The sequence below is a fragment of the Clostridium sp. UBA1056 genome (assembly GCA_002316385.1).
GTDB lineage: Bacteria > Bacillota > Clostridia > Clostridiales > Clostridiaceae > Clostridium_J.
Genome location: DCDL01000059.1, coordinates 1 through 15,479 on the forward strand (window position 1 = coordinate 1; position 15,479 = coordinate 15,479).

Below are 15,479 nucleotides of genomic sequence, written 5' to 3' on the forward strand. Positions count from 1 at the left end.
ATTCTGACTTATTTATTTTTGGAAGATGCCTAAAGTTGTAGATATGATTTTAAAGACTAATATCCTTTAATTTATATTTTTGCGAAAAAGTAAAGACACCCTTTACGGGTGTCAATAATGAATCAGTTGCCAAAAATGTTATATTGTAAGTCTTATCCACTGGATTACTAATTATACATTAAATTTCAGACAATTTCAATATTTTCTATATATTTTACATAAATTCCATAATTATCTTGTTTTTAAAGAAATACACTAAATAAAACTATATAATATTAGCTTTTCCGCTATATACCATTCCCACTTTTGAGTCCATTGTTATAAAACAACCTGATTTTATAATTGAAGATGCATTTTGTGCATTATATATAATCGGAATATTTCTTGATGTACATTCTAGTAATACACTAGAACTCATTTCATCACTTTCAACTATTATACCTGTAACTTCATCAAGTACTGTAGAGAAGTCTCTACTTAACTTATCAACTACAATAATTTGTCTCTCATCTAAGGTATTAAAGAATTCTTTTGCACTCTTTACATGCATTACTGTTCCGTAAGTTGTTCCAGAGTTAGTTCCTTTACCTTGTAAAAGTACATCTCCTATAATATGAACTTTCATCATATTTGTGCTACCTATATAGTTCATTGGTATTCCTGCAACAATTACTACAAGATCACCCTTTTTTACATAATTAGCTGCTAATGCAATTTCCGAAGTCTTATCTATTAATTCATCTGTATCCTTTAATTTTGGAGTTATTACAGCAAATACACCCCAGTTTAGTGCTAAGCTTCTTGCAACTCTTTCATAAGGCGTACAAGCTATTACTGCACATTCTGATCTATATTTAGAGATTTGTCTTGCTGTTTGACCACTTTGAGTTGCTGTAATTATTGCTGATGCATTTAACTCTATAGCTGTTGTACAAGTGGCCACACTTATAGCATTAGGTACATTAGAAACATGGAAATTTCTTCTCTTATTGAAGCTTTCTTCATAGTTTATATATTCCTCTGCCTTCATAGCTATTTGTGACATTGTCTTTACAACTTCCACTGGATATTTACCGCTAGCAGTTTCTCCACTTAGCATTATAGCATCAGTTCCATCAAATATAGCATTAGCTACGTCTGAAGCTTCAGCTCTTGTAGGTCTTGGATTTCTAATCATAGAATCTAACATTTGAGTAGCAGTGATTACTGGTTTTCCAGCCTTATTACATTTTTGTATAATCATCTTTTGAACTACTGGTACCTCTTCAGTAGGAATTTCTACTCCTAAATCTCCTCTTGCTACCATAATTCCATCAGAATATCTTATTATTTCATCAATATTGTCTACACCTTCTCTATTTTCAATTTTTGAAAATATTTGAATGTATTCGCCACCATTTTTGTCAAGAAGGTGTCTTATATCTAAAACGTCTGTACCTTTTCTTATAAAAGATGCAGCTACTATATCTACTTCGTTCTGTATACCAAACATTAAATCTGAAATATCTTTTTCAGTTAATGCAGGAAGATTTAATTTAACTCCTGGTACATTCATGCCCTTATGATTGCCTATAACTCCTGTATTTTCAACATGAGTTTTTATGTCTTTTCCTTCTATAGATAGTACTTTTAATGCTACTAATCCATCATTTATTAAAAGCACATCTCCTGGTTTCACATCTTTATAAAGATTCTTATAGGTTATAGAACACTTAGTTTCATCTCCTATAATCTCTTCACCACAATGAACCATAAAAGTAGTTCCTTCTTTAAGCTCTACAGTTCCATTTTCAAAGTTTCCAGTTCTGATCTCTGGTCCTTTAGTATCTAATAATATGGCAATATGCTTATCTAGTTCAACTCTTCCTTCTTTAACCATATCTATTCTTTTCTTATGCTCTTCATGGCTTCCATGAGAAAAGTTTAGTCTGGCAGCATTCATGCCATTTTCAATTAGCTTTTTAATAATTTCTTTCTCGTCAGTAGTAGGTCCCATTGTACAAACAATTTTAGTTTTTTTCATAGTTATCCTCCTTTTATTTAGATAGCTTTAAAGTTTTTTACTCAGATAACTTTATCAATCTATAAAATTATATTAAAAAATTTGCAATTCTACAATAGCTGTAGTATATTAATTCGACAAATCTACACTTAGTTTATATAGCTCTTCATTAAAATGTGGTTTCATCTCAAGAGCTTCGGTTATATCCATATCTATAATCTCATTTGCCTTTATACCTATAAGTCGTGCAGTCTTTCCTTCTAGTAATACCTCAACAGCTCTACTTCCCATCCTTGAAGCTAGTATTCTATCAAAAGCACTTGGACTTCCACCTCTTTGTATATAGCCAAGTACCGTTGCCCTAGTCTCTATATTTGTTATTTCCTCTATACTTTTAGCTAATTTTTGAGCTCCACCTACACCTTCAGCTAAGATTATAATATTATGAAGCTTACCATTACGCTTTCCCCTAAAAATATTTTCACATATATCTTCAATGGTGAATTTTTTCTCTGGAACTATTACTTGCTCAGCCCCGCCAGCAATCCCTGAAAATAAAGCTAAATCTCCACAATTTCTTCCCATAACCTCAATTACACTTACTCTTTCATGGGAGCTAGAGGTATCCCTAATTTTATTAATTGCATCTATGGCTGTATTTAAAGCTGTATCAAAGCCAACAGTATACTCTGTATAAGCTAAATCATTATCTATAGTCCCTGGTATTCCTACTGTTGGAATACCTAAATCACTTAATTCTTTAGCTCCTTTAAAAGAACCATCTCCGCCAATTACTACAATCCCATCTATCTTTAGTACCTTAATAACATTGATTGCCTTCTGTCTTCCCTCTGGTGTTCTAAACTCTTCACTTCTGGCAGTTCTTAGTATTGTACCACCTCTTTGAATTATATCTGAAACAGAATGTCTATCCATTTCAAATATCTCCCCATTAATAAGTCCATTGTATCCTCTATGTACTCCAAACACCTGAACTTTATTTTCAATTCCCATTCTCACTACGGCTCTTATTGCTGCATTCATTGCTGGTGAATCTCCACCACTAGTCAATACCGCAATTCTTTTCATCATATTACCCCCTAGCTTTATTGTGGTTATTATCTATAATTATTGTTTGTTCATGTATTATCATAGTATACCTATATTTATAAATAATTCTCCTTTAGAACATATAATTACTCATACATTCTCATATATTCACCTAGGCTCACCCAACTACTATATTAATCAAAAATACCAATATACTATTGATTTCCTACATGCTTGCATAACTTAATTTTAATGTTTAGATTTACTCCTTGCAACCTATTATTAGCAACATTTAAATATTTTTCTTTAATTCTCCTTTGTAAATGTTATCACCAGTCTAATAAACTCTCTTAAACTCTATTCTCTCCATTTTTCATTTTATAATTAACATATTTAATTAAAATTTATATGTATAATTTCCAATATTCCATAGTGTAATCCAAGATTGTAAGGAAATTTAATGTAGAGACTTTAATAAAACTTATATTAAAAATTAAAAAGAGTCATGCCAACAATTTAACTAGACTTAATATAAACCTTTAATTTGCAATTTAATATTAAGTTAAAAAAACTTTATTTTCATGCACCTTAAAGTTAAATCTATGTAAATTTTGATATAACTCTTCTTATATAATTTATTTAATGCTAATTCTATCTAATGTGTAATTGCTTCCCCTTTTCCTTGAAAATTATATACAACAACAATACTATACTAGATAAATTTAACTCAATTCTAATGATGGATTAAACTTGCTCTAAATTTTATTTTTTCTACAATGCTAATATCTTATTTGTTCTTTAGTTATCTTTTAACTAATGGAAAAGCAATTACATCTCTTATAGATGATGAATTTGTTAAGAACATCATCATTCTATCTATTCCTATTCCAAGTCCGCCTGCTGGTGGCATAGCTACATCTATAGCTACTGCGAATTCTTCGTCCATTGGGCTAGCTGTTTCAAGTCCTGCCCTTAATTTTGCAGCTTGTTCATGAAGTAAAATTCTTTGTCTTAAAGGGTTATTAAGCTCTGAATATGCATTACCAAGCTCCACACCAAAAGCATATGGTTCAAATCTTTCTATTAACTCTGGATTACTTCTATGAACCTTACATAATGGAGATGAGTCTAGTGGAAAGTCTATTACAAAGGTTGGCTCTATTAATTTATCTTCACAATAAACTTCAAATAATGTAAGAATTAAATCCCCCTTATTTGCTTCTTCAAGACTAAAACCTTCTCTCTGCTCCTCTTCTAATAAAACTTTTTCTACGATTAAAGATACTATTTCTTCTTTAGTTAGCCTTTCCACGTCAATTCCTGTATCCTTATGAACTAGATTGCACATAGTTTCTCTCTTCCAAGGAGCTTTAAAGTCAATCTCAACACCATCATATACAGCCTTAGTTGTTCCTTTGATTTTAGTAAATACGTACTCATATAGATCTTCCATAATCCTCATCATATCATTATAGTCTGCATAAGCCATATAGCATTCAAATAATGTGAATTCTGGATAGTGAGTTCTATCTATACCTTCATTTCTAAAGGAACGCCCCATACTATAAACTCTATCAATTCCACCTACCATTAATCTTTTTAAATATAACTCTGGAGATACATTCATAAACACTTCGCAATCTAATGCATTTACATTAGTTATAAATGGCTTTGCTTCTCCTCCACCATATTTTGTATCTAAAATAGGTGTTTCCATTTCCATAAATCCTTTAGAATTCATAAATTCTCTTATGGCATACATAGCCTTAGATCTATTTACAAATCTTTCTCTTACATCATCATTCATTATCATATCTAGAGATCTGTGTCTTTGTCTTAAATCAATATCTTGTATTCCATGATATTTTTCTGGAAGAGGTCTTATAGATTTTGAAAGCACTGTGACATTTAAAGCTTTAACTGTTATCTCATTAGTTTTTGTTCTAAATACAGTACCCTCTACACCTATGATGTCACCTACATCAAGAAGCTTAATGACTTCATAAGCCTCTTCTCCAAGTTCATTTTTACTTATATATACTTGAATATTTCCACTTTGATCTCTTAAATTTAAAAAAGTTACTTTACCCATTCTTCTTAATAACATTATTCTTCCAGATAAAACAAATCTCTCTTCACTATTTATACTATCAAAATTATCTATTATATAGGTTGAAATTGTATTTGGTTCAAATGAGTATGGATAAGGATTAATTCCTCTACTTAAAATCTCATTCAATTTTTTTATTCTCTCTACATTAAATTCATTTGCATCCTGCATTATTTCTTGTAAATTGTTTAATTCTACATAATCATTGTACATATATAGTACCACCTTTCAATTTTGCTTTACAACTTTAATCTCTAGTAACCTTTATGAAGGTAAATAACACCTCACTATGATGCTTTCTAGTAGACTCAGTTACTTTAATTTCATAATTAAAGTACGTTACTTTCATCCATTAATATTTTTTTGCAAAATAAAAACTCTCACCTCCAAGACAATAGTCTTGGGGACGAGAGTTAGTAAGTTCAACTTCGTGGTACCACCCCAGTTTATTAATATGTCACCATATTAACCTTTTCAAGTACGGCTTTAACAATAGAATAGCTCAGCTTATACCCTAGCTCTATAACGGGAGCACCCGTTACACCATCTCCCTTTCTATAGAAAACTTCTTTCTTTTTAAGAAGCAACTTCACTCTAAAGTAAATTTTAGTGAAGTAAGGATCCTGTGCACAACTCAGAGGCTTTTTTCATCAAACTGTTTCTTGCTTTTTCTCACCATCTAAAGCTCTCTGTAAAAAAATTGAATTTGATTACTCTTCTCTTCATAGTTTTATTGAGTATATTTTAATATATTTAAAATAAAATGTCAAGAATTTTTGAAAAATTCATATTAAGAAAGGTTCTTATAATAAATTAGAAAAACCAAGGGGCTTTCGCAAAATAAATTAAATTTTTTTGCGATAACCCCTTAAATTAATTTCTTCTAAGATAATAGTTAGCTTTATTCTTCTAAAACTTTAACATTATCATCTCCAAAAAGTTGTCTTAACTTAGATGTGGTTTCATAATCATTATTAAGCCAGCTATTTTTATTTATAAGATATTTTTTCTTAGTATTGGCGGTAAATAGATATGTTGGTGTTGTACCAAATTCACCTTCAAAATTCTCTCTTATGAGCTTCATAGCACTATTTAACCTACTGTCATCTTCAACACGAATATATATCTTATCTGTACTTGCTTTAACTAGCAGAGATATTTTTTCACATAATATTTTAGGTTGTTCTTCCTCCTCTAGAGATACACGCCCTTCAATAGTAACTATTTCATCTTCCTCAACAAATTCTCTATAAGCTGAAAATGTCTTTGGGAATATAACTAACTCTATGGTTCCAAATAAATCCTCTAGGGTTGCAAATGCCATAGCCTGATTATTTCTCGTAATCTTTTTAGATACAGAAGTTAAAAGTCCTCCCAAAATTACCTTTTGCTTATCCTTTACTTTTGAAACTCTCTCATTCATAAGTTCTTCTCCAGCTATACCACTATCTTCTAAGGTATCTGCTAGAACTAAGTCTGATATCTTGTGAGTAGTTACATGTTTTAAAGTCTTCTCATAGTCATCTAGTGGATGACCAGATAAATATATTCCTGTCATCTCTTTTTCCATGGCTAACAAATACTTTTTATTAAATTCTTTAATTTCTGGATAAACTATTTTAAAAGCACTATCTTCCTCATCAACTCCCTGAAATAAGCTAATTTGACCTGGAACATTTCTCTTTCTTTCATTGTTTATTCCATCTAAAAGCTTCTCAAAGACAGCTATTAATTTAGATCTATATATTTTTAAACTATCAAAGGCCCCAACTTTTATTAAACTCTCTATGGCCCTCTTATTTACTGCTGCTGAATCAATTTTATTACAGAAGTCACTAAAACTCTTAAACTTTCCTTTTTCATTACGTCTTTCTACTATAGACTCTATAACATTTACTCCAACGTTTTTTATAGCAGAAAGACCAAACCTTATAGTATTCCCTTTTACAGTAAATCTACTAAAACTTTCATTTATATCAGGTGGAAGTACATTTATTCCTATTTCCTCTGCAAACCTAATATAGTATGCTACCTTTTCATTATTACCCATTATGCTATTGAGCATAGCTGCTATGAATTCTGCTGGATAATAGTACATTAGGTATGCTGTTTGATATCCCACCACTGCATAGGCTGCAGCATGACTCTTATTAAAAGCATAGGATGCAAAATCCATCATCTGGTCAAATATTTTATTGGCAGCTTCCTCTGAAACTCCATTTCTAATACATCCTGGTACTATAACTTTCTCATTTTCATCTACTATTCCATAAACAAAGTTTTTTCTTTCCTCTTCCATGACCTTATGTTTCTTCTTAGACATAGCACGTCTTACAATGTCACTTCTTCCAAGGGAATATCCTCCAAGATCCCTAACTATTTGCATTACTTGCTCCTGATATACCATTACTCCATATGTAACATCTAGTATGCTTTCTAATTGCGGTGTCACATACTCTACCTTGTCTGGGTTTCTTTTGCCTTCGATATATTTGGGAATTTCCGCCATAGGACCTGGTCTATAAAGACTTATTCCTGCTATGATATCCTCAAAGCAGTCTGGTTTTAGATCTCTCATGAAGGAAGTCATTCCTGCAGACTCTAGCTGGAATACACCTACAGTCTTTCCTTCTCCAATCATCTTATAAACCTTTGGATCTCCAAAATCTATATGGTCTATATCTATTTTTATGCCTTGATTTTCCCATACATTCTTAATGGCTTCATCCATTACAGTAAGAGTTCTTAATCCTAAGAAGTCCATCTTTAAAAGTCCTAATTCTTCTAGAGTACCCATGGTAAATTGAGTTACTATCATACCTTCATTTTTCTGTAGCGGCACATACTCCACTAAAGGATGAGATGCTATAACTACTCCAGCAGCATGAGTAGATGAGTGTCTTGGTAACCCCTCTAAATCTCTAGCTACATTTATGAGCTCTCTTACTCTTTCATCTACATCATAAAGTTCTTGTAGCTCACTATTCATCCCAAGAGCTTTATCTATAGTTATATTTAATACTGAAGGAATCATTTTAGCAATTTTATCCACCTCTGCATAGGAATAATTCATTGCTCTTCCTACATCCCTGATACATGCCCTTGGAGCCATAGTTCCAAAGGTTATTATCTGTGATACATTGTTTTCTCCATACTTATCAACTACATAATCAATTACCCTTTGACGACCTTCATAACAAAAGTCTGAGTCAATATCAGGCATACTTACCCTTTCTGGATTGAGAAATCTTTCAAAAAGTAAGGCATACTTTATAGGATCAATCTTTGTTATTCCTAAAGTATAAGCAACTATAGCTCCTGCAGCAGAACCTCTTCCTGGTCCTGTGGGAACTCCATTCTCATTAGCATATCTTATGAAATCCCAAACAATTAGAAAATAATCTACATATCCCATTTGTTTTATTATGCCTAACTCATAATCTAATCTATCACAAAGAAGTTTTCCTTCATCATTTTCTTCTCTTATCTTATTTATCTTTTCTTCATCAAATATTCCATTTAAAGATGAGAACACTTCATATCTTTCAATGAGCCCTTTATAACAAGTTTCTCTGAGATATTCAAAGGGATCTACCTCATTTGATAAAGGAAATTTAGGTAATTTAGATTCATGGAATTTATAATTAAAGTTACATTTTTCAGCTATCTTTACCGTATTATCCATAGCCTCTGGTATATAAGAGAAAAGCTCATACATTTCTTCAGGAGACTTAAGATAAAATTGATTTGAAGGATATCGCATTCTAGTTTTGTCATCTACAGTTTTACCTGTTTGAATACAAAGTAATACATCATGAGATTTACTATCTTCTTCATTTATATAGTGAATATCATTAGTGCATACCAATGGAATATCACATTCCTTAGATAAATTCACTAACATTTCATTTACTTGTAACTGCTGAGAAATTCCGTGGTATTGTAATTCCAGATAAAAATCATCCTTAAATATATCCTTATATTTTAAAGCAACTTCCTTAGCCTTCTCATTGTTTTCTCTTAGAAGATTTTTCTGAACCTCACCACCTAAGCAAGCACTAGTAGCTATTAATCCTTCACTATGTTTCTTTAAAAATTCGTAGTCTACCCTTGGTTTATAATAAAACCCTTCTATGGAAGCTGTAGATACTATTTTCATTAGATTTTCATAACCTATTTCATTTTTAACTAGTAGAACTAAATGGTAGGTATCATTGTCCTTTTGAGGTTCTTTAATATACATCGATTTTCCTGCTACATATATCTCACAACCGATTATTGGTTTAATGCCATTCTCTATAGCTTCTTTATAAAAATCTACTGCACCGTACATAGTTCCATGGTCAGTAATAGCAATAGCTTTCATACCTAGTTCTTTAGTTCTTTTGATAAGCTTAGATATTTTTCCTGAACCATCTAAGAGACTATACTCTGTATGCACATGCAGATGTACAAAATCCTTCATATTTTCACCCCCTGCATCTTTCGTAATAAAATTATATTACTCCACACCATTCTCATCATGTCTTACATATATATACATAAAATCTCTATAACTCACATATTCCCTTGGAAATAATCTATCCCTTAAATGTATCTGCAGATAACAATTTTCCCTAAGAATTCTATTAATAAGAAGCAAATCTTTAAAGTGTCTTTACTTATATTATTTTTCTAGTTTACCTTTTACTATTAATCTATCCTTACCATCATAGGTGCATGTTACAAGAGTTATTATTGCATCTTCACTCTTATCTAAAACATACGTGTCTTCTGGAGCAACTGTAAAGCTGTCTGTAACCTTGTAAGTAAAAGTCTTATCATGAGTAGATACTATTATATCATCATTAACTTCTAATTTGTTTAATCTAAGAAAAAATTCTCCTGTATCATAGTTTCTATGTCCTGCTAGCGCAAAATTTCCTAAATCACCCGGCATAGCAGTATCCTTAAAGTGGCCTACAGCATATTTTATAATTTCATCATCAGTACCTTCTGCTACAACTACCTTTAAATTTATTTTAGGTATTTCTAAAATCGCAATTGGATTCACCATATCTATATAAGATAGCTTTTCTTCTTTATTGTTTTTATTTTCTTCTTGATTAACTTCTTTTTCTTGAGATATAAACTTATCATAAAGCTCATCTTGAACTCTCTTTGTCTCCCATTTTCCCTTAAAAGCAAACAGTAAGAGTCCAACACCTATTAAAATTAAAAGTATACTTATAATGTTTCTAACTTTCCCCTTCATTAATAACACCTCTTTACTTAAAACTAGAAAACTTATTAAGGAATTGCACACACATATATTTTCTAACATTCTTAAAAATGGAATGTATCCTGTAATTAATCCGCCTCAAGGTCAGTAATTCATCTATAGAAACTGAAATTAAGAGCATTAATATTGAGACATTCCTATATAAAATATTATACTTATTCTCTCTATAATATTTTATATACTATAATCAACTACTTTAGAAAACTCTATATATGGTTTAATTTTATTTAACACTTCATTCACATGGTATGCATGAATTTGATATTCATTCATGTCATCCACAGAATCAAATCTTGTTATTAAACATATATCAAAGGACCTTTCCGTATGAAGTTCATCCACACCTACTTCTAATCCTTTAAGTAATGAAATTTTTCCCTCCATAGCTTTAAGTGTGTCTGCTACAAAATTCACATTTTCCTTTGTATTTTCCTTTAACTTAAATAAAACTACATGCATAAACATTACTTATCCCCCCCATAAATTAACTCTATTTTATTTAGTTGTTTTTTAGTACTTTAGCTGATAGTATAGCCTTCGCCATAATCTCTTTATTTTGGTTATACATAGTAACTTCTACCTTTGAATAATATCTTCCTCTATCTATTACTTCAGAATAAACATCCATTATTCTCCCCATCTGAACAGGCTTAGTAAAGTAAGATGTAAAACTATCTATAGCTACATTTGTAATACCATTTTGTCTTAGTACCATTGTTCCCATAGTAGATAACAGCATGTTTAGTGCATTCCATGATGCAGTACCTATAGAGTCAAGCATCTCTGGAACAATTTCTCCCCAGAAATGCATAGTGTTTTTGCTAGATTCGAATTCAAAGTTCCTTAAAATTAAGTCATCCATAGTCTGACCTACATGTGGTTGTCTTACTACTATTTGCAATGCCTTTATCACATCTTTCCTAGTAATAACCCCTACTAACTCCTTTTTATGAACTACTGGACATATTTTTATTCCTTCCCAAGCCATAATGTGAGCTGCATAAGCAACAGTACTAGTTGGGAGTAATACTATAGGATTTTTAGTCATGATATTTCCTATAACTTCATCATCATCATTATGTTTAATCTGAGTCACACTCACTACGCCAACAACTTTACCTTCTTCATCTATAACAGGATATCTCTCATGGCCTGTTTTCTCTGCTATATCTCTTATGGTTTTCGCCTTGTCCCATGAATTTACACAGGTTGGCGTTCGCTCCATAACATCCTCTACTAATACAATTTCTTTCTTCACATTATTTTCGTATATAGCCTTATTAATAAGGCTAGCTACTGTAAAGGTATCATAAGTACAAGATATTACTGGAAGATTATTTTCATCTGCTAGTGCCTTTATTTCATCACTACAGCCTAATCCACCAGTTATTAATACTGCACATTGATTTTCAAGTGCTAATCGCTGTGCCTCTTCTCTATTTCCTACTATAAGCAGTGACCCTGGGTTTATGTATCTCTTCATTGTCTCAACTTCCATAGCACCTATTATAAATCTTTCAAGGAAATTATCTTCTCCCCCTTTACCACCAATTAGGGTTCCATCTACCATATTTACAATTTCCTTAAATGATATTTTATCAATATTCTTTTTTTCTAATTTTTCTACCCTTACTGTACCAACCCTAGGAATTGTATTAACAATTCCTATAGATTCGCACTCTTTTATTGCTCTATATGCCGTTCCTTCACTTACGCCTAATTTATTACTAATTCCTCTAACAGAAATCTTAGTATTTATTTCTAAGGATAAGATATATTTAATTATTTCTTCATGCTTTGACATCCTATCTACCCTCTTTTCTAAGCTCATCTGCTATTTTTTCAATTCTTCTAAGACGATGATTTATCCCTGATTTTCCCACAGGTGGATTTAGCATAGCCCCCAGTTCCTTTAAGGACTCATCTGGAAATGCAAGCCTTAACCTAGCCACTTCCTTTAAGTTTTTAGGTAATCTGTCAAGACCAATTTCGTTTTGAATTAGCTTTATACTTTCTACCTGTCTTACAGCTGCATTAACGGTTTTACTAAGGTTTGCTGTCTCACAGTTAACTATTCTATTTACATTGTTTCTCATCTCTTTCATGATTCTTATGTTTTCAAGCTCTAGTAGAGCATTATGAGCACCTATAATATTCAAAAGATCAACGATTTGTTCCCCTTCTTTTAAATATATAACAAAACTATTCTTTCTTTGTATAACCTTAGAATTAAGCTTATAACTATTAATAAGGTCACTAAGTTCGTTTGCGTAATCTTGGTCATGGGTTACGAACTCTAAATGATAGGTTTTCTCTGGGTTACTTATGCTCCCTCCCCCAAGAAAAGCTCCCTTTATATATGCTCTTTTACAACTTTCATTTTTTATAATTTTATCAGGTACTCCATAATGTATGTTAAACAATCCATCATTCTCAATGATACCTAATTCTTGAAGAAGTCCCTTTACATCTACTTCTTCTGGTATTAAAACCATATATATATTATTCTTCTTTAAAGAATTACTTTTCTTTACTAACAATTTAGTGTGAATATCAAAGAAATCTTTTAAATTCTTAAAAATCCATCTTGCTATAGCTGGATTTTCAGTTATTGCCTTAAAGGTTATTGATCTATTAAATCCAAAACCTAAAGTTCCACTAGACTTCATTATAGCTGATAACTGAGCAGCTATTTCATCTTTAGATAATTCACTATTTCTACATACTTCATTTTTTACCTTTAGTGAAAATGACATTTCTCTACTCCCTATCCTTATTTTCTCTTCTTAATCTCTGCGATAAATATATATATTCAAAAACCCTTTTCTCATCATTAATCATTTTTTTCTTTAATATGGTTTCTATAAGTATTTTGGCAAGTTTATCCTCATCATGCCTTATAAGCCCTTTTTTAATCTTTATCATATCAAATTCTATATATTTCACGTTTAGCTTTTCTTTGTCATAATGATCAATCTGAACAAAAGTGGATCCCTTCTGTAAGTATTTTTCTTTTATATTTTCTTCTTCCTTTGTAAGTCCCTTATTTACAATGGCATAATCTATAGGCATACCTTCACAATGTTTCATTATAGCTCTTATATGATCTTGAACACTAAAGTTATCACTCTCACCTGGTTGCGTCATTATATTTGATACATAAATCTTTAACGCATTAGTAGTCTTTATAGCTTCTCTTATATCACCTACCATTAAATTAGGAATTATACTAGTGTATACACTTCCTGGTCCTAATATTATTGCATCTGCATCCAATATAGCATCGAGAGCTTCTTGAACTCCCTTAGCATCTTTAGGTTCTATAAATACTCTATCTATAGGTGATTTTCTATTTAAGCTTTCTGTAGGTATTGAAGATTCACCTTTTATCATATCTCCATTTTTTAGCTTTGCATATAATTCTACATTTTCAAGAGTAACCGGCAACACTTTCCCAGTTACTGCCAAAACATCACTAGTTCTTTTAATGGCCTCTAAGAAATTATCAGAAATTCCATTCATTGCTGCTAAAAATAGATTTCCAAAACTCTGATTTTCTAAAGATCCGTCCTTAAACCTATATCTAAATAGCTGCTCCATTAAAGGTTCTGTATCTGCTAAAGCTATTATGCAGTTACGAATATCTCCTGGTGGTAACATACCTAAATCTTGCCTTAGTATTCCTGACCCACCTCCATCATCGGCTACTGTAACCACAGCAGTTATGTTATTAGTATATCTTTTAAGTCCGCTAAGCATATTAGAAAGTCCTGTTCCTCCTCCAATGACTACCACTTTAGGCCCTTTTACTAATATACTATTTTTTAAAAAATCATCATCTAAACTTTTCTTTCCCATAGAAAAGTTTAAAGCTTCAAATTTTATTATAGTCACTACTTTCTTAGTATACCTTTTTAAGCTTATATAAGTTAATACACATCCAACAACTAGTAATGCCACTAACAATAATTTAATAGAAACGCCACTATGAGATTTTCTTATGAGCTCAATTATAGCATAGGAAATTAAGAATATACCTAATATCATTTGGCATATCCATCTCTTAATTCCTATTCCTGGCATTAACCATTCCTTAAGCTTCATTGCTTTCCAGCTCCTCTACTTACATCCTCATTTATATCTCTATGGTCTATGGTTACATTATTTCCATTATGATTTAAAACTTCATATACTTTATTTGCAATGGCCACGGAACGATGTCTACCACCAGTACATCCAATAGCAACAATTAATTGTCTCTTTCCTTCGATTTTATAATTTGGAATTAAAAATTTAAGCATATCTATAAATTTTTCTACAAATTGTTGTGTTTCAGTTTTGGATAATACATACTCTTTCACTGGTTTATCTAGACCACTAAAAGGTTTTAAATCAGCAATATAATAAGGGTTAGGAATAAATCTTACATCCATAACTAAATCTGCATCTAGAGGTATTCCATATTTAAATCCAAAGGATATTACATTAATTAGTAATGGACTTTCTATTTGACCTACATCACCATAGGCCATAGTTATTTCTTCACTAAGTTCCTTATTAGTAAGTTTTGATGTATTTATTATTTTACTAGCTCTCTCTCTTATACCTTTTAGTTTTTTCTTTTCTATGCTTATACCATTAATAATTCTTCCATCTGGTGCAAGAGGATGTTTTCTTCTTGATTCCTTATATCTTTTAACAAGAGTTTCATCTGTGGCTTCAAGATATAATACTTCATATAGGTACCCTTCTTTATCAAGCTTAGACAAACTACCCAATAAATCATCAAAGAAAGTTCTACCTCTAATATCTACTACTATTGCAATTTTATCTATTTTCCCCTCTGTTTTAAAACACACTTCTGCAAACTTTGTTATAAGGGTTGGTGGTAAATTATCAACACAGTAAAATCCTAAATCTTCAAGACATCTTATTGCTTGTGTTTTGCCCGCTCCTGACATACCTGTAACTATCAAAAATTCCATTTTATCACACCTCTTTTACACATTTGATTTTCATTAAATATATTAATTAAA

Annotated in this window: 10 protein-coding genes; all 10 read right to left on the bottom strand. The window is 31.3% G+C overall.

Going from position 1 to position 15,479, the window contains the following annotated elements; translation table 11 throughout:
* Positions 1–265: 265 nt before the first annotated feature.
* Complete coding sequence (gene pyk, locus B3W71_RS16040; RefSeq protein ID WP_346889953.1) at positions 266–2,023, bottom strand: pyruvate kinase; 1,758 nt, start codon at positions 2,021–2,023, stop codon at positions 266–268.
* A 108-nt stretch (positions 2,024–2,131) separates the two neighbouring features.
* The gene (pfkA, locus tag B3W71_RS16045) at positions 2,132–3,091 is read right to left on the bottom strand and encodes a 6-phosphofructokinase (protein WP_346889954.1); all 960 of its coding nucleotides are present in this window, start codon (positions 3,089–3,091) and stop codon (positions 2,132–2,134) included.
* A gap of 763 nt (positions 3,092–3,854) precedes the next feature.
* Complete coding sequence (gene lysS, locus B3W71_RS16050) at positions 3,855–5,375, bottom strand: lysine--tRNA ligase (protein WP_346889955.1); 1,521 nt, start codon at positions 5,373–5,375, stop codon at positions 3,855–3,857.
* A gap of 688 nt (positions 5,376–6,063) precedes the next feature.
* Positions 6,064–9,627, bottom strand: coding sequence for a DNA polymerase III subunit alpha (locus tag B3W71_RS16055; RefSeq protein WP_346889956.1), 3,564 nt, complete (start codon positions 9,625–9,627; stop codon positions 6,064–6,066).
* Positions 9,628–9,828: 201 nt separating this feature from the next.
* Complete coding sequence (locus B3W71_RS16060; protein WP_346889957.1) at positions 9,829–10,416, bottom strand: class D sortase; 588 nt, start codon at positions 10,414–10,416, stop codon at positions 9,829–9,831.
* Between the two features lie 201 nt (positions 10,417–10,617).
* Complete coding sequence (locus tag B3W71_RS16065) at positions 10,618–10,908, bottom strand: Dabb family protein (protein ID WP_346889958.1); 291 nt, start codon at positions 10,906–10,908, stop codon at positions 10,618–10,620.
* Positions 10,909–10,942: 34 nt separating this feature from the next.
* Positions 10,943–12,247, bottom strand: coding sequence for a DRTGG domain-containing protein (locus B3W71_RS16070; RefSeq protein WP_346889959.1), 1,305 nt, complete (start codon positions 12,245–12,247; stop codon positions 10,943–10,945).
* 1 nt (position 12,248) lies between these two features.
* The gene (gene whiA / locus B3W71_RS16075; protein WP_346889960.1) at positions 12,249–13,199 is read right to left on the bottom strand and encodes a DNA-binding protein WhiA; all 951 of its coding nucleotides are present in this window, start codon (positions 13,197–13,199) and stop codon (positions 12,249–12,251) included.
* 4 nt (positions 13,200–13,203) lie between these two features.
* Positions 13,204–14,547, bottom strand: a complete 1,344-nt coding sequence (locus tag B3W71_RS16080) for a gluconeogenesis factor YvcK family protein (protein ID WP_346889961.1) — start codon at positions 14,545–14,547, stop codon at positions 13,204–13,206.
* Complete coding sequence (rapZ, locus tag B3W71_RS16085; RefSeq protein WP_346889962.1) at positions 14,544–15,428, bottom strand: RNase adapter RapZ; 885 nt, start codon at positions 15,426–15,428, stop codon at positions 14,544–14,546. The genes B3W71_RS16080 and rapZ overlap by 4 nt, the downstream gene beginning before the upstream one ends.
* Positions 15,429–15,479 lie beyond the last annotated feature (51 nt).